We start from the raw sequence: 23,063 nt of genomic DNA, 5'->3' as shown, positions 1-23,063 counted from the left end.
CGTCGAGCAGTTTGTCAGGCAATTGAAGCGATGGATTAAAGCGCGCCGATATCCTGAAGTTTCTTCAGCACCACCATGTTGGGCTCACCGGTCTCAGGCAGACGATAGTGCTTTTGGAAGCGGCGAATGGCGGCCTTGGTCTGTTCGCCGGCGACGCCGTCGATGCTGACATTGCTATAGGCGATGTTGCTCAGGCCCTTCTGAATCTGCATGACCATATTGACCTTGGTGACCGGATCGCTCGACACGGGTTTCGGTGCAACGGCGCCGGTCCTCAAGGTCTTGTCGGCATTCTGTATGGCGGCGGCCACCGGATCGATTGCATCGGCAGTAGCAGACACGTTGACCGGGCGCGGCGCAGGAATGGCCGCGGTGTTTGCCTTGGTGACGGCGGCGGACGGCGGCCCTCCCGCAGCCTTGCTGGCTTTCAAGGCCGCCAGAAGCTCGGGCGTCGGTGCACCCGTCTGTGGTAGGCCGGACGCTTCTTGAAAGAAGAGGATTGCGGCTGCGGTGCGCGATCCCGGTACGCCGTCTGCAGCGCCATCGTAGAGGCCATGACGGATCAGCTCGGACTGTACGTCGGCAATCAACTTCGCTGGCGCGGCTGCAGACTGAGAGGCAGGCGGGCTGCCGGCGGCAGGTGCGGCCGCGGTGGAATCCTGCCGCTCGATGCGGAATGTCGTAACATTGCCGGCATCAGTTTGCTGCGCATGCAGGAACGATTTGCGGCCGGGGATCTGATAGGGAGACGCAGGATCACGCGTACGCAGCAAGGGCGATGGATGCGTGCCGGGCTGATACCAAAGCGCATTTGCCGTAACGAAGCCGAAAACGCCGAGAAAGAGCGCGATGCCGCCGGCGATGGCAGGGTGCCGACCGACCGCGCCGCCGACCAGGCCCGCAAACACACCCGCTCCGCGAAGGCCGAGACCGCCCAGCGCGGTGCCGCCGCGCAGGCTGAGGCTGCCCAGGGCGACCACTCCGCGAGAAGCGAACCCAGGCTGCTTGCGTTTGCCTTTGCCTCTTCCCTTAGGCGATTTTCGCTTTTGCGGCGCCATCCATCCCTTCCTCTTTTCGCCCTTCACTTATCTCCACAGTATGTTTCAGACGCGGCGGAAAATCGACCGGGCGATTGACATCCACAGGCTGTTGTACAGCCGAGGCGCCCGAACCGTCGAACGGAATGAGAATTGTGATCACCGTGCCCTCGCCCGGAGCACTGGCGATGGAGAAGCTGCCGCCATGCAGGGCGACGAGCCCCTTGACGAGCGACAAACCAAGGCCGGTGCCTGCATAGCGACGGGTGTAATCGTTCTGGATCTGCACGAAAGGCTGCCCGAGGGAGGCCAGCCGTTCGCTGGCAATACCGATGCCCGTATCGCCGACCGAGAGTTTCAGCATACCGTCCGTCAACGCTGCATCGACGGTGACCGCGCCACCCGCATCGGTGAACTTGATCGCGTTGCCGACGAGGTTGATCAGAATCTGCTGGATGGCCCGTTGGTCAGCCACGACATCGCCGAGACCACGCTGAATGCGGCTCGAAAGAGTAAGTCCCTTTTCCTTCGCCTGCAGTCCCAGCATCGCTTCGCATGTCGCAATGGAATCCTCGATCGAGAAGGCTTCCATCATCAGCTCATAGCGGCCGGCTTCGATCTTACTCATGTCGAGCATGGTATTGACCACCGACAGCAGATGCGCACCGGACTGGCGGATCAGGCCGACATATTCGCGTTGGCGGTTGTTTTCGAGCTTACCGAAATATTCGCCGCTGAGGATATCCGAAAAGCCGAGGATCGCATTGAGCGGCGTGCGCAGCTCATGGCTGACGGCGGCAAGGAAGCGCGACTTGGCGTCATTGGCCGATTCGGCCTCTGCCGCCTTGCGGGCAGCATCCTCACGAAGCTGCTGATCCTGCGAGATATCGCGAAGCTGGCTGACGATCGCGATCAGCCGGCCATCGACATCGCGGCGCGCCGTCAGTTCCACGCGAACATGGACGAACTGCTGGTCGCTGCCGATGACGGCGGAGCGCTCCAGCCGGAGGTCGACGCAGAAGGCGTCCTTACCCTGGCGGAGCAAATCGATGGCCTGCAGGAAGACGATCCGATCCGAGACATGGATCTGCTCGATCAAGCCGCGACCCGTCGGATCGCGCATCCAGCCCAGGAACTCGGCCCGGTCGCGGCCGCCGACGGTGGTGACGTTCCCCTGCGGATCGAGCAACAATACGAGGCCAAAAGCAGCTTCCAACATCAGGTCGCGATGCTCGACGAGAACGGCTTCGGAAGATTGAGCGGCTGGCCGCTGGCGCGACAGCGCGATGCTGCCGACCGCGGAAAACAGAAACGCAGCGCATACGGTCGCCACACCGGCTGGCAGAGCCACGGCTGGGCTGGTGATGAAGGAAAGCCCTGCCGGTACGGCAAAAAGCGCCACCGAGGAGGCAAGCGCAAGCCGGCGAAGAATCGCCAGCTCCTGCGTCCGGACTTCGCCATTACCACTCGTCCCGGAGAGCCAGCTTCCGCTCACCCGATCCACGAAGGCTACAGCCCCGACTGCCATGTCACTCAATACGCGCACACTACAACCCGTCAAAACGGTCACTTATTGGACTGCACAATAGGCCTTCGCGACTTAAGGAAAGAATAAAGAGAGAACCCGCCGATGGGCCGAAAAAGCTCCAAAATCCCGTTTTGGCGCAGAATGCGAGACCTTTGTTTTTTGTGGTTAACAGCGGGTAAGCAACGGATTTTATTCATATTTCCGCCGCGCGTTAACTTTTTCGGCGAAGCGTGGAGCCGCAAAGCCCTGCATATCAGGCGGATAGGGCGAGACATGCTTAACAGCAATCGCTACAATTTGAACGAAATGCCGGGCGAAATCGGAAAGCTAAAATTTGAATCAAATTTGCCGAAAAAGCCGCCGAGTTTTGCAAAGCAATGTTGTCCTCTGCCGGATAGGGTCAAGTCACATCGGACGAATGAAGTCCGAATCGGCGATTGCGCCGACAGACAGAGAGGATGGGCAGGAAAATGTGGTTTCTGATTAGAGCGGGGTTCTGGTTTTCGCTGGTTCTCATGTTCCTGCCGATCTTCGCCAAGCCCGAAGGCGCGCCGAGGCCGGCTGGCGAAGCGACCCTGCAGGTTTCCGATGCGATTTCGGCCGCCTCGGGCGTCGTTCAATATGTCGGCGCCATGTGTACCGAAAAGCCAGAGGTTTGCGTCAAGGGCGGCGAAACGCTGACGGCACTTGGATATCAGGTCGGCGACGGTGCCCGCGTCGCCTATGACATGCTCGGCCGCCACTTCAAGGATCAGTCCTCCAATGCACCTGCCAACGTTGCAACGGCGGCGCATGCCAGTGCCGAGCAGATTGCCGCCACGACGCAGCCGATGCCTGCAAGACGCATTATAGGAACCGAGACGGCCGATGTGGTCGTGACCGGGACGGTGCGGCTGCCCGATTCCGTACCGCTACCGAAGCCGCGCCCGCGAACCTGAAACGTCTCCTTCTCCCCCAATCCGACGCCGCGAGCCCTTAGATGCCCGCGGCGTTCTTTTTTGCCGTGGGTTCAAATCATCAGCCGTTTCGCCTATATCCAAAGTCAACGGATAATGTGGACAGATACAATGGCTGCGCTTGATAAGATCATCGATGACTTTTCCTTCCTGGAAGACTGGGAGGATCGCTATCGTTATGTGATCGAACTCGGCAAGGCTCTGCCCGATCTGCCGGATGATAAGCGGACACTGGAAAACAAGGTGCAGGGCTGTGCAAGCCAGGTCTGGCTCGTCACACATGCATCCGGAGATCCGGAGAACCCGATACTGACCTTCGAGGGTGATTCCGACGCGCATATCGTCCGTGGGCTTGTGGCGATCGTGCTCGCCACCTATTCCGGCAAGCCGGCCTCGGAGATCGCCGCACTCGATGCACTCGACGTCTTTGGAAAGATCGGCCTGGTCGAGCATCTCTCGTCGCAGCGCGCCAACGGATTGCGTTCGATGATCAAGCGCATCCGCGAAGAAGCAAGCATCAGGACTGCGGCCTAAACTGCTTCGGAAAAGCTCGGAGCATTTTCCATTCCGAGCCATGCGCCAGAGCATTCAAGTCGGCGCACTTGCAAGATTCCGTCACCGCATCACCGGCAAGGCCGCCGCTACTTAGCGGCGATACACAAAACCCGGCTCGAAAGCCGGGTTTTGAAAACCGCTGAAACTCTTAGCGGGAGCCGCGCTTGCGGCGCTGGCCAAGACCCATTTCTTTCGCAAGCCGGGAACGTGCTTCTGCGTAAGCGGGCGCTACCATCGGGTAGTCGGCGGCGAGATCCCACTTTTCGCGATATTCTTCCGGGGAGAGACCGTGATGGGTCATCAGGTGACGCTTCAGCGACTTGAAGCTGCCACCGCATTCCAAGCAAGTGATCTGGTCATCCTGGACCGATTTGCGGACCGATACGGCCGGCTTCTGCTTTTCCACGACAGCAACGGCAGGGGCCGGGGCGGACGTGTTGCTTAAAGCGGAATGTACGTCGGAAATCAAATTCGGAAGGTCACTGACCGGTACGACATGGTTGCTGACATAGGCCGCAACGATGTCGGCAGTCAGTTCAACCAGTAACTCCTGCCCATTGCCAAGGGCCGCGTCTGACATTGTGTTCTCCTGTTCATCGGCTTGCTTGCTGCACCGCGCCCCACAGAGCGCGCAGGTACAGCGTTGCTATAAGATCTGCGCTCATCCCAGAAATCTGTTGATCATCAAGTTCCCGTAGCGCCGAGCAATCCGCACAAACGTATTGCTCGCATTCGTAGCAGCGACCGACAAAAAACGGTGCATAACGCCATATTTCTTACCGCAGGAAATCCACCCCTAGACTTCATGCGAGGAAAACCGTCTAATGCCGCCTGATGTTAGGATTAGCGATCGCGAAAGGTGATCTCCAATCGTTAACCGGAAGAAAGTTTCGCCCAGCTTTTCCCAAAAGAAAGTTAAGAGCATTGTGAGCTTAAACCCGGTCGAGACTAATTCAACATCAGAACTCTACTTGAATCTGAATTAGCACTCTTTACCCAAATGTCCAGTTTTTAATCCCAACATTTCTTTGCAAAAATTTCATCTACAAAAAAGCAGGTAACTAAAGAGGCGAACTTGCGTTGCTTCTTCTTCAATCTCCGCGTTTGTTAGCCCTTCTTTCCATACCCGCGTTTCGCGATTCTTCGTTGCAATAGTAGTTCATCCCGTACGGAAGGTTCCGTCAACCTGTACCCAGCTTCATGCGCGGCGCGTGCAAGAAGATGTGCAGCGATCGGCGCAGTCAACGCGAAGAAGACGAAACCTGCTAAAGCGCGGGCCAGAATCGACAAATCCTGTGAATGAATGCCGACTGCTAGCAGTAGAAGTCCCGAGCCCACAGTCCCGGCCTTCGACGCCGCATGCATGCGGCTGTAGAGATCGGGCAGGCGCACGATACCGATGGCGGCTATGAGCGCGAACAGCGCACCTCCGACAAGAATGACGGCCACGATAATCGCCCAAACCAGATCCATTAACGCCCTCCCTTACGCCGTTTGCCATGTTTGCGCGTCCTTCCGCCAAGCGATTCGCCCTTACCACCCTGATCCGAGAGAGGCTGCTTAGAGGAACTAGATTGCCCCTGCGTGATGATAAATCGAGCAAAGGCAACGGTCGCGAGAAAGCCGACAAGGCCAAGCGAGATGGCGATATCGATGTAGAGCATGAAGCCTGTCTTGATGGCGATGACAGCAATGAAGCCGATCGCGATCGCCACCAGCATGTCGAGCGCCAGAATCCGGTCCGGCAAAGTCGGGCCTGTCACGACGCGATAGACCGTGAACAGAAATGCCAGGCTCAAAATGCCTAGAGCCATCATTGCCGCGGCCGAAACGACGGATGCCGCTATCATCGGAAAGCCTCCATGATCCGCCGCTCAAAACCATCGGCTATACTTCGCCGGATGGCGTCCGGATCGGAGCAATCGAGCGCATGGACATACAAGGTCTTGCGATCTTCCGAGACATCGACAGACAAGGTGCCGGGTGTCAGCGTGATGAGGTTGGCGAGCAAAGTGATTTCGAAGTCACGCTCCACGGTCAGTGGAAAGGCGAAAATCCCCGGCTTCACGTCCATCCTTGGGCTCATGACCGTGACGGCGACCGCCCAAGCCGATTTGGCAAGCTCGCATAGGAACAGCAACAGCAGTGCGAGGATGCGGCGAACGCGGCCGAGATAGAGCGTGCCTCCGTAGGACGATCGCACGACGGTGAGTGCGAGCGCGGCAAGGAAGAAACCGAATACCAGGTTGAGGAACGATGCGCTGCCGGTGATGGCGACCCAGACGATGGCAAGCAGGAGATTGAAGACCAGGAGGATCATTGCGCGTTCCCCGCCTGCGGGAAGACCGAATGCAGATAGGCGGCTGGTTGCTCCAGTCCGGCAGCGGCCACCTGCGTCAACTGCAACAGCCTCTCCGGAAACACGCCGAAGCCAATGACGAGGGCAGTCAGGGCAATGAGCGGCAGCCCCGCCTGCCACCTGATCGGCTCCGAAGCCATAATCCCCTCATCCGCAGCCGGCCGCCAATAAGCCAGCAGGAAGACCCGACCGAAAGCGATCGTGGTCAGGAAGCCCGCGAGCAGGATTGCCGCCGCGAGCCACCAGGCTCCGGCCGCCAACGACGCCTTCACCAGCACGACTTTCGGCCAGAAGCCGGAAAATGGCGGCAGGCCGCTGACGGCAAAGAACAGTATCAGGGAAAGGCCGGCGAACCAGCCGCTTCGCCGGTAAAGCCCGCCGAGCGCGGTGAGCGAAAAGCTGCCACCGAGCCGGGCGGCTTGACCGGCCATCAGATAGAGCGCGGTCATCAACACCATCGAGTGGAACGCATAGAAGATCGCGCCGCTGAGACCATCGGCACCGCCAAGCGCAACGCCCGCCAACATCGTGCCGATGCCGGAAATAACGATATAGCCGAGCAAACGGCGAATATCGCTCGACCCGAGCGCACCCAGTACCCCGGCCAGCATGGTGGCAATGGCAACAACCGTTATCATAGGCCCAAGCTCGGCGCGCTCGACCGGCAGCAGCATGACCAGGACCCTGATGAGCGCATAGACGCCGACCTTGGTCAGCAGACCCGCAAAGAGCGCCGAAACGGTGATGCGCGGCGTGTGGTAGGAAGCGGGCAGCCAGAAATTGACTGGGAAGGCGGCGGCCTTCATGCCGAAGGCCAGCAGAAACAGGCCAGCCAGCGTCATCATTGGCGCCGTGTTGCCGCCTGCCCTCGCCTTGACGGCAATATCGGCCATGTTGAGCGTGCCGAAGACGGCATAGAGATAGCCGACCGATATCAGAAACAGCGTGGTGGCGATCAGGTTCAGCACGGCATATTTCAGCGCTCCGTCGATCTGCTCCCGCTCCGAGCCGAGGATGAGCAGGCCGAAGGACGAAATCAGCAGAACTTCGAACCAAACATAGAGGTTGAAGACGTCTCCGGTCAGGAAGGCACCGCTGACGCCCGCGAGCAACAGCATCAGGAAGGGAAAGAAGCCGTAGCGGCGGCCGCTGGTGCCGATTTCTGCGAGTGCGTAAATGCCGGCGGCCAGTGCCACGATCGCCGCGGTCAGAGCCAGAGCCGCGCTGAGAAGATCGACGCTGAAGGCGATACCGAAAGGCGGCAGCCAGCGTCCCATGACCATCGTTACCGGTCCATCAACGACGACCCTGTAAAGCAAGGCGGCGTCGGCCAGCACTAGGAGCAGCAGTCCGGGAATGGCGATCCAGGGATGCCATTCGGTGCGGTTGCGCAGCATCAGAAGAATGGCGCCAAGGCCGATGCATAGGCCAACCGGCAGGATGACCAGCCAATGCGCGAGCGGCACCGGTGCAGCAACCAGTGCGGCGGAAAGATCGGCGGGAATATCGGTCGGTCCGGCCATTCGTCAGTACCCCAGGGGCGGCAGCGGCCGCTCGTCCGGTTCGGCTGCCTGCATCTCGCCGGTATTGTCCGTCTTGAGATCCTGATAGGCCCTGTAAGTCAGGACGAGCAGAAAGGCCAGGAACGAGAAGGAAATAACGATGGCAGTCAGGATCAATGCCTGCGGCAGCGGATTGGCCGCCGACAGATCGAGCGTGCTGGCGCCTTGCGGAATGATGGGCGGCACTTCGGGCGTTATCCTGCCCGCAGTAAAGAGCAGCAGATTGACGGCATTGCCGAGGATGGCGATGCCGAGCATGATGCGGATCGAAAACTTCGACAGCATCAGATAAATCGCCGCCGAGAAGAACAGGCCGACAAGAACGGCAAAAACAGCCTCCATCAGTCGACCTCCCGCTCTTCGAGCGCAAGCGCAATTGATGTGATCGCACCGACGACGACCAGATAGACCCCGATATCGAAGAGCATCACCGTGGAAAGCGCCACTTCTACACCGAACAGATGCGGATAGACCCACAGCCCGGTCATGAAGGGCACGCCAAAGACGATGGACAGGAAGCCTGCAAGCGTCGACGCCAGCAGGCCGAACCCGGCGATCGTCAACGGATGAAGGACGATGGCGCGGCGCACCGCAGTCACGCCGCAGGCAATGCCATAAATCGCGAAGGCGGATGCGGCGATCAGACCGCCGATGAAACCGCCGCCGGGTTCGTTATGACCGCGCAGCAGGACAAAGACGGAAAAGAGCAGCATCAATGCGGTCAGAAAGGGTGCGGCGGTCCGAAAGATCAGCGTGTTCACGAGCGCTCGGCCTCCATTCTATTTTCGACATCGGCCTTTTCCTCACGGTCCGGATCGTTGGCTGCAAGCTTGCGCTCACCGCCCGCACGGATGCGGATCAACGCCAGGATGGCCAGTCCGGTCATGGCAACGACGGCAATCTCGCCGAGCGTATCCGTACCGCGGAAGTCGACGATGATAACGTTGACCACATTGTCGCCGTGGGCGATCAGCTTCGAGTAACGGTCGAAGAATGCAGTCAGCGTCAGATCGAAGGGAGCCTGCGTCGCCTTCAGCAGGAGAAGCGAGAAGCCTGCCCCGCAGCCAATCGCGAGCAAGGCATGGGCAAACATTTTCAGCGGCGGACGGCGATCGGCCGACGAAAGACGCAGCCTCGTCATCACCATCGCCAGAATGACGACGGACAGGGTCTCTACCATGAATTGCGTGAAGGACAGATCCGGTGCGCCGAACAGCAGGAAGATGACGGCGACGGCAAAGCCCTGGATGCCAAGCGACACGATGGCTGTCAACCGATCTCGCGCGAGAACGACCGAGGCAAGCCCGATGACGGCAATCAGGAAAATGGTCGCCTCATGCCACTGCAAATTCGGCCGGGCCGGCATAGCCGGAAGCTCGCCATACACAACGAGCGGCACCAGCAACATGGCCGCAAGGCAGAGAAATGTAACCGTGACGTAGATTTCCAGGCGGCCCGGCTGCAGGATGCGTGAGACCGCGTGCGACAACCGCACCAAGCCGGAGATAAGGCCATCGAAACCACGATCCGGTCCCGGCCCCAGGTGCCGCAGGATGACCGACATGACGAAACGAGCGCGATCAAGCTGCCAATAGACCAGGATACCAGCCAGCACGGTTGCGAGCGAAAGCGCCAGCGGCAGACCGACATGCGGGATCGGCGAGGCGGATATATGCAGTTCCTTGCCGGCAACGGCACTGGCCATCGGCGACGTCACATAGACATGCCATGCCCCCGAGAGCAGAGCCGCCGCGAGGCCGAGCAAGGCGAGCAACACCGGCCCGAGCCACAACAGCGGCGGCGCTTCGTGCGGATGACGCGGCGTATCGACCAGAGGCCCGACAAAGGGCTTCAGCGCCACGGCAAAGGCGATGGCGAACATCAGGGCATTGCCGGCGACGGCGACGATCGTCAAAACGACCGCCCATGGCCAGGCCTGCGCCAATGCGGCATAGATCTCCTCCTTGGCAATAAAACCGAAGGCGGGCGGCAGGCCGCCCATCGAGATGGCAGCGGTGAGCGCGGCGGCGAAGGTGAGCGGCATTGCCGAACGCAGCCCGCCGAGGCGCGTGATGTCACGCGTTCCCGTCTCGTGATCGACGATGCCGGCGACCATGAACAGGGCGCCCTTGAACAGCGAGTGCGCCACCAGATAAAGGACCACGGCTTCGACGGCATAATCCGTGCCGAAGCCGGTCAGCAGCACGAGCAGTCCGAGAGAGGATACCGTCGTATAGGCAAGCTTCAGCTTGAGGTCGGTCTGACGGATTGCCAGCAAGGTGCCGACCAGCAGCGTCGCCGCACCGAAAACCGGCAGGATCGTCTGCCATGCCGCCGTATCGCCCATGACCGGATTGAGCCGCATCAGGAGATAGACGCCAGCCTTCACCATGGTAGCGGAATGCAGATAGGCCGATACGGGCGTCGGCGCTTCCATGGCGTTGGGAAGCCAGAAGTGAAATGGAAACTGCGCCGACTTGGTGAAGGCGCCGCCGAGCACGAGGATCAGGGCCGTGAGATAGAACGGGCTTGCCCGCAAGACATCGCCGGAGCCCAACAACTCCGACATCGAGCCGAGACCGGTGATCTGCCAGATGAGCAGCAGGCCCGCCAGCAACAGCAGCCCTCCTCCACCGGTGACGACCAGCGCCTGCAGGGCCGCCCGCCGCGACGCCTCCCGGCGATGATCAAAGCCGATCAGCAGGAACGAGGTGATGGAGGTCAGCTCCCAGAAAACGAACAGCGTCAAGAAACTGTCCGCAACGACAAGACCTAGCATCGAGCCCATGAAGAGGAAGATGAACGAAAAAAAGCGCCCGAGATCCGCATGTCCCTTCAGGTAGCCGCCGGCATAAAGCACGATCAGTGTGCCAATACCCGTGACGAGCAGTGCGAAGGTGAGCGAGAGGCCGTCGAGCAGCCATGAAAAGCGCAGGCCGAGACTCGGCACCCAATCAAAGCCGCCTCGAATCGTCTGTCCCGCTGCGATCTCAGGCAGAAAGCTGCAGAAATGGAGAAAGGCAAATGCCGGGAGCAGCGCCAAAAACCAGGCCGCATTGTGTCCGAGGCGCCGAACGAAGACGGGCGCGATCAACGCACCCAAAAACGGCAGACATAGAGCCAGGAATGTCAGGCCCGTGACACCGGCCATGCCTTCTCCCTGCTGAACGATCATGCGGAATCCGGCAAAGCCGGAGCTAGAGTGCAGGGATAGGCGAATGGGTTGATCGCCTCAAGTGCAAACGGTCGAAAACCGGTATTAAACCACTGAAATCGCTTTTCGACGGGGCAAAGCCAGGCAGTTGCCATGGATATCGAGCCCCTTCGAAGCAAGACTTTAGGAGGCTCGGGAAGGAGCCCGCGCATAGATGCATCGACCCGGCGGAAAATCATACAATCCTGCATGGCTCGCAATGAAGCTGTAACGAATTTGAGCTAATTTTGTATCATTTCCAGAATCGCTATGGAATTTCCGCTGAAAAAATGCGCTATTCTTGACCGGTTTGCAGACCCCGCCTCCGGAAACCGCAATGCTTGCCCGCCTGATAGCTTTCCTGCTGCTTTGCCCCGCCTCGGCGTTTGCCGCCGAGTGGTGGTCCTATGACGATGCAGGCTTCGGCTACGCGATCGAACTGCCGTCGGACTTCCATCTATCGACCCCTTCCCATGACGCCAATCGCTTGTCGCTGTCGCCTGCGGACCGGTCGGCCATGCTGCAGGTTTTCGGTACGGCGCTCGCAAATGGCGATTTCGTGGAAGAGGCAAATGTGCGCGTTGCCCTCGCTAGGGATCAAGGCTGGAAGATTTCCTACACCAAGTCGAATTCACGCGGCATCAGCTTTTCCGGCACGAAACAGGGCCGTATCGTCTATGTGCGCGGCGTGGCGCTTTGCAACGGCGGAGCGGCCTTCTTCCAGATGGATTACTCGAAATCCGACATGCAACGCTATGACGCCATCGTGATGCGCCTGGTGCGCAGCCTGCGCCCGACCAAGAAGTGCACGCCGACGGCGCAGGTCGTCAAAACCCTTCCGGCGACAGGCTGAAGCAGGTGAGCACCGCCGAGTAATGTACGGCGGCGGCGGCAATAACAAAGCCGTGCCAGATGGCATTTTGGAAGCGCAGCTTTTCCCAGACGTGGAAGATGACGCCAAGCGAATAAATCACCCCGCCGATGACGATGAGCAGCATCGATGCGGAAGGAATATGCATCGAAACCGGCTTGGCAACGATGACGCCGCTCCAACCCATGGCGAGATAAAGCAGGATCGCCAACCGATCGTAACGCCCCGGGAACAGGCATTTCAACACGATGCCGAATGCCGCGAAAACCCAGACGGCGATCAGCATGGCAAATAGCAGCGGATCCTCGGCCCCACGCTCGAGAAACGGCGTGTAAGTGGCAGCAATGAGCACGTAGATGAAGGAGTGGTCAAAGCGCCGGAGGAACCATTTCGTCCGCGACACCGGCCAGAGATTGTAGGTGAAGGACATGCCGAGCGTCAGCACCAGGCCGACGCCATAGATCCAGGCGGCAGCAATCGCGCCGTAGGAACTCCAGACGGTCGCGTAGAAAATCAGGACAGTCGCACCGATTAGCGCAAAGACCACGCCGATACCGTTGACGATGCTGTCGGCGATCACTTCGTATCGATCGTATGCCCAGCGGATGCCTTTGTACTCGGTCATTTGTTCGTACGCTCAAATTCCGTAACGGCTCGATCCTTGCACCTCGCAAATGGGGAAGCAACTGCGTCAAACTGGCATTTCGATCAATCTTCGTGAACGACACCAGCTACATCGTCAACGCTTGGCGAACGCTCAATCCGCAATTTCTGGCCTTCTGTGAACAATCGAAATCCGCCATATAGAAAGGCAAGTACAGCGGGCAGAGGATATCGAAGAGGCATATCAACCGGCGAAACCTTCCGCTCGCCACTGACGGCTCACCTGCCGCCAACGCCGGTTGCCTTTTCTAGAAATGTAGAGGTTGGAATTGCCCATGACCGAAACTGCCCCCTCCTACGCGCTTACCCGCCCCGCCTATGTCGGCCAATCGCATCTCGTCGTCACCGATCTGCCGCTCGTCTCCCGCTTCTATCAGGACATGCTTGGCCTGAAGGTGATAGAGAAGACCGCAAGCGGTGAAGTGCTCGGCGTCGCCGGCCAACCGCTCCTGACCCTGACGACGGATCGCGCTGCAGCTCGGGCGCCGCGGACGGCGGCCGGCCTGTTTCACACCGCCTTCCTGCTGCCGAGCCGCGTCGAGCTTGCCCGCTGGCTCCGCCACGCCGCGCATAACAACGTCGCGCTCGAAGGCGCATCCGACCATATCGTCAGCGAGGCGATCTATCTTTCCGACCCCGAAGGCAATGGCATCGAGATCTATGCCGACCGGCCGCATGAGGAATGGACCTTCCACGACGACGGCACGGTAGAGATGGCGACGCTCAGGCTCGATCTGCAGAAACTCTACGAAAGCGCTCCGCAGGACCGCTGGGACGGCATGGCCGACGGTTCGGCGATCGGGCACATCCACCTGCAGGTCGGCGACGTCGCCGAAGCGAACGCCTTCTATCGCGATGTCCTCGGCATGAAGGTCATGGCGGCGCGCTATCCCGGCGCGACCTTCCTTGCGACGGGCGGTTATCACCACCATCTCGGCGCCAATACATGGAACAGCCGCGGCGCCGGCATACGCTCCGAACACATGACCGGCCTTTCGGATTATACCTTGCGCTTCAACGACAAGGCTTCGCTCGACAAGGCTGTTGCCGCTCTGGAGCAGCATGAGATCAAAACCGAAAAGCGCGACGGCGGCATTTCGCTGCGCGACCCTTGGGGCATAGGCCTTAATCTGGTCGCCTGACCGCTTCGTTCAATGTGCTTTCGCAAGCCCGTTTCGGAACCGGAACGGGCTTTTTCGCGTTTGAATCTCGAGGCAATCGTGCCTCGGGGATTTGAGTGCATGGAGACCGATAGAAACGCCGGAATCCAGCCAGGCGGACCGGAGCGTCGCGATGGGAACTCCGGCGGGCGGCAAAACATGTCGCAAGGATATGGCAACGACGCAACCACTTCCGAACCGGCGGACAATCCGCCAACCGGTCAGCTTCGCATCGCCGCCGAGTGGGCGACCATAGGTATCTTTCTTATCCTTGCTCTGGCCGGCGTTTATATGATGTCGATCATTCTCATTCCAGTGACCCTCGCCGTCGTCGTCGGCATGATCCTGGGGTTGGCGGCTGAGAAACTCAGCAAGCTCGGTGTGCCGCGCGTCCTCAACGCCGTTCTCCTCTCATCGGCCGTAGCGCTGGCGATTTTCCTCGTCATCAATGCGCTTGCCGGGCCGCTGGCGAAGCTGGCGCAGGAGGCTCCCGATTTCTTCCAGCGAACCGCGGATAGGCTGATGCCTTATCTCGACCGGTTCAAATGGCTGCACATTTCGCCGGAAACCTTCCAGAGCGGCCCGATGTCGATCACTACCCTCCTGGAAAACAGCGGCAATGTCCTGCATGTCGTTTCCAGCAACCTCACCCCGGCCATCGTTCAGATCCTGATCTTCTTTGCGGCGCTGCTCCTGTTTCTCGTTAGCCGGCTCAGCCTGCGCAAGACGATCATCATGACCTTCTCAAACAGGGCGGCGCGACTGACGACAATCAGGATTATCTATGCGGTGGAGCAGGTGCTGGGTTTTTATTTCGCCACGGCCTCATTGATCTATGCCGGCATCGGCGTCGCGATGACGATTATCGCCTACGTCGGCGGCTTAAGCGTGCCGGTGCTCTGGGGCGTATTCGCCTTCGTTGCCAGCTTTATTCCATTTCTCGGCGTCACCACCATGACGATTGCATTGGCAATCGCCGGCATCATCACGCATTCGGACATAGTCTTTGCGCTCGCTCCCGCCATTGCCTTCTTTGCAGTCCACCTCGCTGTGGAAAATCTGGTCTTTCCAGCCGTCATGGGCCGTCAGTGGGAACTCAATCCCTTTGTCGTCTTCTTCGCTATCATCTTCTGGACATGGATGTGGGGTGCCGTCGGCGCCATGTTGGCGCTGCCACTGTCGCTGATTGTCATGACCGTGATCGACGAGCTCTTCATCGAAGAAAAGGCCCAGCCGCAACTGCCGGGTTAAACCAATTCCACGAGAAGCGGCGCGGTTTGCTGCCGAAAATGCGTGAAAACAAAGGGATAGAGCATTTCCGTAACTCAGGTTGAAAACAGATATACTCCAGCCGGTTCACGCCATCAGTTCGTCGTGCCGTCGTCGCCCTTTTCGGGAATGTCCTGAAGGCGGACGAACTGCACGCCTTTCGCTTTCAGCGCCAGGATGCTCGCGGCCACCCCCTCGCCGGCGGCATGCGTCGGCTGGTTGATATGGGAAATGATGACGTCGCCGTCCTTGGCGGAGACATATTGCTTTTCCACCATCTTGGCCGGCAGGAGCGAACCGCCGTCGCCATTCACCGAATAGCCGGCGATCCGGTAGCCCATGCCGCGGATCTGCTCGATCGACGAGCGGCTGTATTTGGCGGTCGCGCCGCGGAACCAGCGTGGTTGCGGTATGCCCGCCGCGATCATCGCATCCGCCCCGCCCTTCACTTCCTGGGCGACCGCCTCCGGCGAGCCGGCAGCAGGGATGCCGTAGACCTGGGTCGGGATGTCGACGGCCGGGATATGGTTCTGCCCGTGGTTTTCCAGCTCGAACAAATCCGGGTGAGCCAGGAAGACTTTCAATGCGTCCGGATTGGTGCGCAGCCAGCGCGCGGTCACAAAGATGGTTGCCGGGATGCGCTGATCGACCAGGGTGCTCAGAATGCGCGGGTCGGTCTTGCCCATGCAGGCGTCGAAGGTGAGCGCGATGCGTGGCGCGCCCTTGCCGGCTCGATTGACGCGCAAATGCGGCTCGACGAGCTTGACGTTCGGGGCGGCTGCCTTCGGCGGCAGTTGCGGCCAGCCTGCCGGCGGTTGTTCAGGCTGCGCTGCATAAGCAGCGCCGGCAGCGAGAAGAAATGCGGATGCAAGCACAAAACGGTTCATCAAGCGGCCACCGGGCGAATCGAGACAATCTAATCTGACGGAAGACCGTGGGATCACCACGGATTTTCCACCTCTCCGCTCGCCATCTTCCGGCAACACGCCGGAAATATGGCAGACCGAGGGCAAACCCACCCATATCGCATCAGATATACGCTGGGCTTAGAAAGCATCACGCTCCGGGCTTCAACCCGTCGGCGTCTATGCTACGATTGATATGAGGCCATCGTAACACTATCTGCGTATTTTCCGTGCTCCCGAAGAGAGACATGCATGAGCCGCGATCCGTATGAAGTATTGGGCGTAAAACGCGACGTCCCGCAAAAGGATATTCAAAGCGCCTATCGCAAGCTTGCCAAGAAGCTGCATCCAGACCTCAACCCCGGCGACAAGCAGGCCGAGGACAAATTCAAGGAGGTCTCAGCGGCATACGGCATCGTCGGCGACGAGGAGAAACGCGCGCGTTTCGACCGCGGCGAAATCGACAGCAGCGGCGCCGAACAGGCACCGCGCAACTATTATCGCGACTACGCCGCCAATGAAGGCCAGCGTGGCCCCTATCAGAATACCGGCGGCTTTGCCGATTTCGGTGATGCCGATGACATGTTTTCCAGCTTCTTCTCGCGGCGCAGCCGAGGCCATTCCCAAATGCAGGGTCAAGATCGTCACTATACGATGGAGGTCGACTTTCTTGATGCCATCAACGGCGCGAAAAAGCAGATCAGCCTGCCTGATGGACCGGCCCTCGACGTCCAGATACCGCCAGGTACCCGTGACGGGCAGACGCTGCGGCTGAAGGGCAAGGGCGACCCCGGCTTCAATGGCGGGCCAGCCGGCGATGCTTTGATTTCGGTGCATGTCCGTCCGCATCGGTTCTACACCCGTGACGGCGACGACATTCGGCTGGAGCTGCCGATATCGCTGACGGAAGCAGTGCTTGGCGGCAAAATCAGGGTTCCCACTCCCTCCGGCGCCGTCACGGTGACGCTGCAGCCGAATTCCAACACGGGCAAGACATTGCGGCTGAAGGGCAAGGGCGCGCCTGTACGCGGCAAGGACAATGGCGACGCCTATGTTACCCTGAAGATCGTGCTTCCGGATGCGTCGGATCCCGAGCTGACGCGTTTCGTCTCGGAATGGGAAGCCGGCAAGACACAAGATCCCAGAAAGACCATGGGAGGATAAGCGATGAACGAGAGAGAGTTTCGACTGCACCTCGAAATCGAGACCACGGTGCTGGAAGTCTGGATCTCACAGGGCTGGGTGGTGCCGGAGGTGACGGATCAGGGCCGGAACTTCCGCGAGGCCGACATTGCCCGCGGCCAGCTTATCCTCGACCTCGGCAATGCCATGGGCGTCAACGAGCCCGGCGTCGATGTCGTCATGGATCTGGTCGATCAGATCCATAGCCTGCGCGCGACGCTGCGCGATCTCACGGACGCTGTTCGCCACCAGCCTTCCGACGTGCAACAGCTCATCCTCTCGGAGCTCAATCGCGTCGAGGTTCTGAGGCGGCGCTGACGGCACCTGTCAGTCAATTGTAGAGATAGTGCTCCTGCCACGCCTCGCGCGGCACTTTTTCGCCGATCTGGTAGCTCAACTCCCGGACATGAATGTGCTTCGGGCCAGTGACGCAATTGTAGGAGAGATGATACCAGTCGCCCTTGCTGCGGAAGACCGCACCCGGCGCATCCATCGAATCCGGGTTCATGGCGGGGTCGCTGAATGTGTAAGCGATGACTTTATCCGGCTTGAAACCCGTCTTTTCCGTGCCGATCCGCTTCATTGCCTCTGCATCGCATGCCTGCTCCATGCGTTCCGATGGATCAAGCTTCTCCAGTTGTTTCTTCATTGCCGGATCGACAGCGAAGGCGGAGTTGGCGACAGCAGCCAATGGAATGAGGATGGCAACGAGTTTCAGCATGAAGACCGGTCCCTTGCATTATTCTGGATTTGGTTGCGTCCGTTCCATCAGGGATGGCGGTTCGACCGCCTTTATGTCGACGCAATGTATGCCGACTTCGATAAAGATTGTGGTCTCATCAAGGCAGCTCCCCCCAACGGTTTCCCGCAAGCTGCCTACTGCGCTATTCCTCGGATCGAGATCGATTTGCGGAATCTTGAAGCATTTAAAGGCGCTGCAGCGCCCCTGGCGCGCGATGAAAGATGCGCGATACCGTAGTCGATCAACAGTAGTTTACCCGACTTGTATGAAGCTTGAGGGGAGAGTTCCCTATTGAACCTCATGCGGCCCGCCTCTATTTCTCTGTTCTCTTCGCATCCGACTTTCACTCCAGAGAAAGCGCACTCGTGTCTGTATTCAAGAACCTCCCCACCCCGCCTGCCGCCCCGAAGCATCCTGTTGCGGATACGCGTCACGGCATCAGCCGCAGCGACGATTACGCCTGGCTGCGTGCCGACAACTGGCAGGCGATGTTTAAGGATCCGTCGATCCTGGCGCCGAAAATCCGCGCTCATCTGGAAGCTGAGAACACTTACATGAATGCGGCAATGGCCGACACGAAGGAACTGCAGAAGGTTCTCTTCGGCGAGATGAAGGGCCGCATCAAGGAGGACGACAGCTCGGTGCCGGTCAAAGACGGCCCCTATGCCTATGGCACGCTTTACGTCACCGGCGGCGAGCAGCCGCATTATTTTCGCGAAGCCCGCAACGGCGGCGAGCGCAAGCTGCTGCTGAACGGCGACAAGGAGAACGAAGGAAAGTCCTATTTCCGCCTTTCCGGCCTCGATCACTCCACCGACCACAGCCTCGGCATCTGGGGCTATGACGACAAGGGCTCGGAATATTTCACGCTGAAGGTCCGCAACCTCGAGACCGGCGAGGATCTCTCGGATGTTCTCGAGAACACCGGCGGCGGCGGCGTCTGGGCGCCCGACGGCAAAAGCTTCTTCTACACGCTGCAGGACGAGAACCATCGCCCGTCCAAGATCTATCATCACATCCTCGGCACGCCGCAATCGCAGGACCGGCTCGTCTACGAAGAGGAGGATGCAGGCTTCTTCATGGGCGTCGGCGGCTCGCTGCTCGATGACTACATCTTCATCGACATCCACGACCACGAGACCAGCGAATATCGCATCATCGCGACTTCCGACTTGACCGCCGAGCCGAAGGTGGTCGCCGTGCGCGAAACGGGGATCGAATATGAGCTCACCGAAGGTGGCGACGTCTTCTACATCCTGACCAACGACGGCGACGCCAAGGATTTCAAGATCATGGAAACGCCGGCCGACAGACCGGGTAAGGAAAATTGGCGCGAAGTGGTGGCTCACAAGCCGGGCACGCTGATCCTCAACCACATGGCTTACGCGCGCCACCTCATCTGGCTGGAGCGCAAGGATGGCCTGCCGCGCATCGTCATCCGCGATCGCCGCACTGGCGAAGAACATTCCATCGCCTTCGAGGAAGAGGCCTATTCGCTCGGCCTGCAGGGGGCTGCGGAATACGATACCGACGTCATCCGCTTCTCCTACTCTTCGATGACGACGCCGAGCCAGCTTTTCGACTACAACATGGTGACGCGCGAGCGCACGCTGTTGAAGACGCAGGAAGTGCCCTCGGGCCACAACCCCGCAGACTACATCACGCGCCGCGTCTTCGCGCCCGCCTGGGACGGCGAAACAGTGCCGGTGACGCTGCTTTATCGCAAAGACACGCCACTCGACGGCACTGCGCCCTGCCTGCTCTATGGCTACGGCGCTTACGGCATCACCATTCCGGCCGGCTTCAACACCAACTGCCTGTCGCTTGCCGATCGCGGCTTCGTCTATGCCATCGCCCATATCCGCGGCGGCAAGGATAAGGGCTTTGCCTGGTACGAAGACGGCAAGATGGCGAAGAAGACCAACACCTTCAAGGACTTCATCGCGGCTGCCGACTATCTGAATCAAGAGAAGTTCACCTCTTACGCGAAGATCATCGCCGAGGGCGGGTCGGCAGGCGGCATGCTGATGGGCGCAATCGCCAACATGGCGCCGGAGAAATTCGCCGGCGTCATTGCCGCCGTGCCTTTCGTCGACGTGCTCAACACTATGCTCGACGACACCTTGCCGCTGACGCCGCCGGAATGGCCGGAATGGGGCAACCCGATCGACAGCAAGCAAGAGTATGAGCAGATCGCCGCCTACAGCCCCTATGACAATGTCGGCGAGAAGGCCTATCCGCCTATCCTCGCGCTCGGTGGGCTCACCGACCCGCGCGTCACCTATTGGGAACCGGCCAAGTGGGTTGCCAAGCTGCGTGACAAGACGACGGGCGACGCGCCCATCCTGCTGAAGACGAATATGGATGCCGGCCATGGCGGCGCATCCGGCCGTTTCCAGCGTCTGGAGGAAGTGGCCTTTGAATATTCCTTCGCCATCAAGGTCGCGGGCAAGATGTAGGCTGAAGTCGGGAGGAGCGAATGGCAGTCTTTGTGGCCCTGCTGCGTGCCGTCAATGTCGGCGGCACCGGCGCATTGCCGATGGCAGAACTCAAGGCGCTCTGCGAGGAGATCGGCCTCACCGACGTGAAGACCTATATCCAGAGCGGCAATGTGCTCTTTCGCTCCGACGAGGGCGAGGCAAAGGTGCAGGCACGACTTGAAGAGGCACTGGCGCGCAAGATGGGAAGCTCTCCGGGCGTCATCCTGCGTAGCTGCCAGGAACTGGAACATGCGGCCGACAATTCGCCCTTTCCGCATGCCAAGCCAAACTATCTGCTCGTCAGCTTCCTGCCGGATGAACCGCCGAAGGATGCGCTGGACAAGCTCGTGGCACCCGGCGGCGAGGAAGTGCATATCGCCGGCCGCGAAATCTATGTGCATTATCCTGATGGTTCCGGACGCTCGAAACTGAAGCTGCCGGCGCTGAAGGCAGGTACATCGAGAAATCTCAACACGGTACGGAAACTCGCGGAGATGGCGCGCGAGCTGGAGGCGAGATAGGGACGCGCAGCATCACTTTGATGCGACCCGCCAAGGAGGGTCTATCCGGTTCGTTCCCGCAAAATAAAGGACGACCCGGTTCCCGCCTGGATCGAACAACTCGGCCTCACGCCAGAGCCAGCTTTTGTCTTCAGGCCCGCTTGTGAAGCCGATACCGGCCGCTTTGAGACTTTGGACCACCTCATCCAGATTATCGCACTCGAAGTAAACAGTTGTACCGCCGCCGTCTGCTTCGCCCTGATGCAGGGAGAATGTACTGTTTCCATCCGGGCAGACGAAACGTGCATATCGCGGGCGCGCATCGACCACAGGCTTGAGACCAAGAGTAGAGTAGGAACTCCATCCCGCATCCAAGTCCGGCATCGTCACTGTCACTTGATTCAGACGCATGCTTTCTCCCCCGTGTTTCGAAGCATTTTCAGCCGGCGCTCATATGGCCTTACCGCCACTGCTTCGTTCGCCGACGAAATCCCCGGGCCGTCAACCAACTAGGTCAAACCCTGCCTGGAACAAGCGCCTTGCGCCTCCCCCTCAGCAACCTTACCTTATACACATGAGCTCTCCTCTTCACGATGATACTGCACTTCGTGCGCCACCCGTCGCCTTCGACAACAGCTATGCGCGCCTACCGCCGCAATTCTTTGCGGATCAGGCCCCGACGCCTGTCGCAGCCCCGAAGCTGATCAAGTTCAACGAGTTGCTGGCGCGGGAACTCGGGCTCGACGTCGATGCCTTGAGGCTGGATGCTGCGGCGATCTTCTCCGGAAACGAGCTGCTGCCAGGCGCGCGGCCGATCGCCATGGCCTATGCCGGGCATCAGTTCGGCAACTTCGTGCCGCAACTCGGCGACGGGCGCGCGATCCTTCTCGGGGAAGTCAAGGACCGCAACGGTAGACGCCGCGACATCCAACTCAAAGGCCCGGGACCGACGCCATTTTCACGGCGCGGTGACGGACGCGCCGCAATTGGCCCAGTTCTGCGCGAATATATCGTCAGCGAGGCCATGCACGCTCTCGGCATTCCGACAACGCGGGCACTCGCGGCCGTGAGCACCGGCGAGCCTGTCTACCGCGAGGAAGTGCTTCCGGGCGCCGTTTTCACGCGCGTTGCGGCGAGCCACATCCGCGTCGGCACCTTCCAGTTTTTTGCGGCGCGCGGCGACACGGACAATCTGAAGGTTCTGGCCGATCATGTCATTGGCCGCCATTATCCTGATATCAGCGACCGCGCGAACCCCTATCTTGCGCTGCTGGAGGCCGTGGCCGAGCGGCAGGCCACGCTCATCGCGCGCTGGCTGCATGTCGGTTTCATTCACGGCGTGATGAACACCGACAACATGACCGTGTCTGGCGAGACGATCGATTTCGGCCCCTGCGCCTTCATGGATGCCTATGATCCGGCGACGGTCTTCTCCTCCATCGACCGGAATGGCCGCTATGCCTATGCCAATCAGCCGGCGATCGGCCAATGGAATCTCGCACGCCTCGGTGAGACGCTTATTCCGCTGATCGATCCATCCGTCGACACGGCGATCGAACTGGCGAATACCGTCATCAAAGCTTATGGCGAACGCTTTCAGGCCCACTGGCTCTCGGGCATGCGCGGCAAGATCGGCCTTGCAAGTGAAGAGGAGGGCGATCTCGATCTCATCCAGTCGCTGTTGACGATCATGCAGCAGCAAGGCGCGGATTTCACACTGACCTTCCGCCGCCTCGCCTCCGTTGCAGCCGACGAGGACGTCACCGATTTCGCGGCGACCTTCCACGATCCGCAAGCCGTTGCGCCATGGCTTGCGCGCTGGCGCGAGCGCCTTGCCAGGGACCCTCAGTCATCCGGCGCACGGGCGAGTGCCATGCGAAAGGTCAATCCGGCGTTCATCCCGCGCAACCATCGAATCGAACAGGCGATCCAGGCTGCAGTCGAGGACGACGATTTCTCGCTGTTCGAAGCGCTGCTGGAAGTATTGGCCAAGCCCTATGACGATCAGCCTGCCTTCGCACCCTACACCGAGCCACCGTTGCCCTCGGAACGAGTGCTGCAGACCTTTTGCGGCACCTGACACAACTTAGGACATAAGCCC

General features: G+C 59.8%; 24 protein-coding genes. 10 read left to right on the top strand and 14 right to left on the bottom strand.

Annotated elements, in window-relative coordinates; all coding sequences use genetic code 11:
• Positions 1-35: 35 nt before the first annotated feature.
• Together GGD46_RS01945 and GGD46_RS01940 are read right to left on the bottom strand one after the other, a co-directional pair.
• Positions 36-1,058, bottom strand: coding sequence for a peptidoglycan-binding protein (locus GGD46_RS01945; RefSeq protein WP_184701291.1), 1,023 nt, complete (start codon positions 1,056-1,058; stop codon positions 36-38).
• A complete protein-coding gene (locus tag GGD46_RS01940) occupies positions 1,030-2,565 on the bottom strand; it encodes a HAMP domain-containing sensor histidine kinase (RefSeq protein ID WP_184701289.1) in 1,536 nt (511 codons plus the stop codon). Before GGD46_RS01940 ends, GGD46_RS01945 begins: the two co-directional genes overlap by 29 nt.
• Positions 2,566-3,035: 470 nt before the next feature.
• On the opposite strand from GGD46_RS01940, the gene GGD46_RS01935 reads away from it, so the two are divergent.
• Both GGD46_RS01935 and GGD46_RS01930 read left to right on the top strand, forming a co-directional pair.
• Entirely contained in the window at positions 3,036-3,503 is a 468-nt protein-coding gene (locus GGD46_RS01935) for a DUF5330 domain-containing protein (RefSeq protein WP_184701287.1), read from the top strand.
• Positions 3,504-3,632: 129 nt separating this feature from the next.
• Complete coding sequence (locus GGD46_RS01930; RefSeq protein WP_184701285.1) at positions 3,633-4,055, top strand: SufE family protein; 423 nt, start codon at positions 3,633-3,635, stop codon at positions 4,053-4,055.
• Positions 4,056-4,224: 169 nt separating this feature from the next.
• On the opposite strand, the gene GGD46_RS01925 is transcribed toward GGD46_RS01930, so the two are convergent.
• The 8 genes from GGD46_RS01925 to GGD46_RS01890 form a co-directional block, all read right to left on the bottom strand.
• Entirely contained in the window at positions 4,225-4,656 is a 432-nt protein-coding gene (locus tag GGD46_RS01925) for a MucR family transcriptional regulator (protein WP_184701282.1), read from the bottom strand.
• Positions 4,657-5,183: 527 nt separating this feature from the next.
• Complete coding sequence (gene mnhG / locus GGD46_RS01920) at positions 5,184-5,549, bottom strand: monovalent cation/H(+) antiporter subunit G (protein ID WP_184701281.1); 366 nt, start codon at positions 5,547-5,549, stop codon at positions 5,184-5,186.
• Positions 5,549-5,926 carry a cation:proton antiporter gene (locus tag GGD46_RS01915; RefSeq protein WP_184701279.1) on the bottom strand — a complete coding sequence of 126 codons (378 nt, stop codon included), beginning with the start codon at positions 5,924-5,926 and terminating at the stop codon, positions 5,549-5,551. The genes mnhG and GGD46_RS01915 overlap by 1 nt, the downstream gene beginning before the upstream one ends.
• Entirely contained in the window at positions 5,923-6,396 is a 474-nt protein-coding gene (locus GGD46_RS01910; protein WP_184701278.1) for a Na+/H+ antiporter subunit E, read from the bottom strand. Before GGD46_RS01910 ends, GGD46_RS01915 begins: the two co-directional genes overlap by 4 nt.
• A complete protein-coding gene (locus GGD46_RS01905) occupies positions 6,393-7,958 on the bottom strand; it encodes a Na+/H+ antiporter subunit D (RefSeq protein ID WP_184701275.1) in 1,566 nt (521 codons plus the stop codon). The genes GGD46_RS01910 and GGD46_RS01905 overlap by 4 nt, the downstream gene beginning before the upstream one ends.
• A 3-nt stretch (positions 7,959-7,961) precedes the next feature.
• Positions 7,962-8,339, bottom strand: a complete 378-nt coding sequence (locus GGD46_RS01900) for a Na+/H+ antiporter subunit C (RefSeq protein WP_184701274.1) — start codon at positions 8,337-8,339, stop codon at positions 7,962-7,964.
• Positions 8,339-8,758 carry a Na+/H+ antiporter subunit B gene (locus GGD46_RS01895; protein ID WP_184701272.1) on the bottom strand — a complete coding sequence of 140 codons (420 nt, stop codon included), beginning with the start codon at positions 8,756-8,758 and terminating at the stop codon, positions 8,339-8,341. The genes GGD46_RS01900 and GGD46_RS01895 overlap by 1 nt, the downstream gene beginning before the upstream one ends.
• Positions 8,755-11,148 (bottom strand): putative monovalent cation/H+ antiporter subunit A, encoded by a 2,394-nt coding sequence (locus tag GGD46_RS01890; protein WP_184702213.1) that lies wholly within the window; start codon positions 11,146-11,148, stop codon positions 8,755-8,757. The genes GGD46_RS01895 and GGD46_RS01890 overlap by 4 nt, the downstream gene beginning before the upstream one ends.
• A 379-nt stretch (positions 11,149-11,527) precedes the next feature.
• Between GGD46_RS01890 and GGD46_RS01885 the strand changes: the two genes are divergently transcribed.
• Complete coding sequence (locus GGD46_RS01885) at positions 11,528-12,043, top strand: hypothetical protein (RefSeq protein WP_184701271.1); 516 nt, start codon at positions 11,528-11,530, stop codon at positions 12,041-12,043.
• Here the strand turns inward: GGD46_RS01885 and trhA are convergent.
• Positions 12,018-12,686, bottom strand: a complete 669-nt coding sequence (trhA, locus tag GGD46_RS01880) for a PAQR family membrane homeostasis protein TrhA (RefSeq protein WP_184701269.1) — start codon at positions 12,684-12,686, stop codon at positions 12,018-12,020. The two genes, GGD46_RS01885 and trhA, sit on opposite strands and share 26 nt — an antisense overlap.
• A 313-nt stretch (positions 12,687-12,999) precedes the next feature.
• Here trhA and GGD46_RS01875 point away from each other — a divergent pair, with 313 nt between their 5' ends.
• On the top strand, positions 13,000-13,866 hold the full coding sequence (locus tag GGD46_RS01875; RefSeq protein WP_184701267.1) for a VOC family protein: 867 nt from the start codon (positions 13,000-13,002) through the stop codon (positions 13,864-13,866).
• Between the two features lie 177 nt (positions 13,867-14,043).
• A complete protein-coding gene (locus tag GGD46_RS01870; RefSeq protein ID WP_409527656.1) occupies positions 14,044-15,135 on the top strand; it encodes an AI-2E family transporter in 1,092 nt (363 codons plus the stop codon).
• Between the two features lie 113 nt (positions 15,136-15,248).
• Here GGD46_RS01870 and GGD46_RS01865 read toward each other — a convergent pair whose 3' ends face one another.
• Positions 15,249-16,040 (bottom strand): polysaccharide deacetylase family protein, encoded by a 792-nt coding sequence (locus GGD46_RS01865; RefSeq protein WP_184701263.1) that lies wholly within the window; start codon positions 16,038-16,040, stop codon positions 15,249-15,251.
• 270 nt (positions 16,041-16,310) lie between these two features.
• Here GGD46_RS01865 and GGD46_RS01860 point away from each other — a divergent pair, with 270 nt between their 5' ends.
• Positions 16,311-17,222, top strand: coding sequence for a DnaJ C-terminal domain-containing protein (locus tag GGD46_RS01860; RefSeq protein ID WP_184701261.1), 912 nt, complete (start codon positions 16,311-16,313; stop codon positions 17,220-17,222).
• Between the two features lie 3 nt (positions 17,223-17,225).
• Positions 17,226-17,558 carry a chaperone modulator CbpM gene (locus GGD46_RS01855; protein ID WP_184701259.1) on the top strand — a complete coding sequence of 111 codons (333 nt, stop codon included), beginning with the start codon at positions 17,226-17,228 and terminating at the stop codon, positions 17,556-17,558.
• Positions 17,559-17,571: 13 nt separating this feature from the next.
• Here the strand turns inward: GGD46_RS01855 and GGD46_RS01850 are convergent, their stop codons facing one another.
• On the bottom strand, positions 17,572-17,961 hold the full coding sequence (locus tag GGD46_RS01850) for a DUF930 domain-containing protein (RefSeq protein ID WP_184701257.1): 390 nt from the start codon (positions 17,959-17,961) through the stop codon (positions 17,572-17,574).
• 386 nt (positions 17,962-18,347) lie between these two features.
• Between GGD46_RS01850 and GGD46_RS01845 the strand changes: the two genes are divergently transcribed.
• Positions 18,348-20,441, top strand: coding sequence for a S9 family peptidase (locus tag GGD46_RS01845; protein ID WP_184701255.1), 2,094 nt, complete (start codon positions 18,348-18,350; stop codon positions 20,439-20,441).
• Positions 20,442-20,461: 20 nt separating this feature from the next.
• Positions 20,462-20,983 carry a DUF1697 domain-containing protein gene (locus tag GGD46_RS01840; protein ID WP_184701253.1) on the top strand — a complete coding sequence of 174 codons (522 nt, stop codon included), beginning with the start codon at positions 20,462-20,464 and terminating at the stop codon, positions 20,981-20,983.
• Positions 20,984-20,995: 12 nt separating this feature from the next.
• Here GGD46_RS01840 and GGD46_RS01835 read toward each other — a convergent pair whose 3' ends face one another.
• The gene (locus GGD46_RS01835; RefSeq protein WP_184701251.1) at positions 20,996-21,373 is read right to left on the bottom strand and encodes a VOC family protein; all 378 of its coding nucleotides are present in this window, start codon (positions 21,371-21,373) and stop codon (positions 20,996-20,998) included.
• 163 nt (positions 21,374-21,536) lie between these two features.
• Between GGD46_RS01835 and GGD46_RS01830 the strand changes: the two genes are divergently transcribed.
• A complete protein-coding gene (locus GGD46_RS01830) occupies positions 21,537-23,042 on the top strand; it encodes a protein adenylyltransferase SelO (protein WP_184701249.1) in 1,506 nt (501 codons plus the stop codon).
• Positions 23,043-23,063: the final 21 nt, after the last annotated feature.

Source organism: Martinezella lusitana (genome assembly GCF_014207095.1).
Lineage (GTDB): Bacteria > Pseudomonadota > Alphaproteobacteria > Rhizobiales > Rhizobiaceae > Rhizobium > Rhizobium lusitanum_B.
Note: the sequence above shows the minus strand (reverse complement) of the source record. Positions and strands in the feature narration are given on the sequence as shown.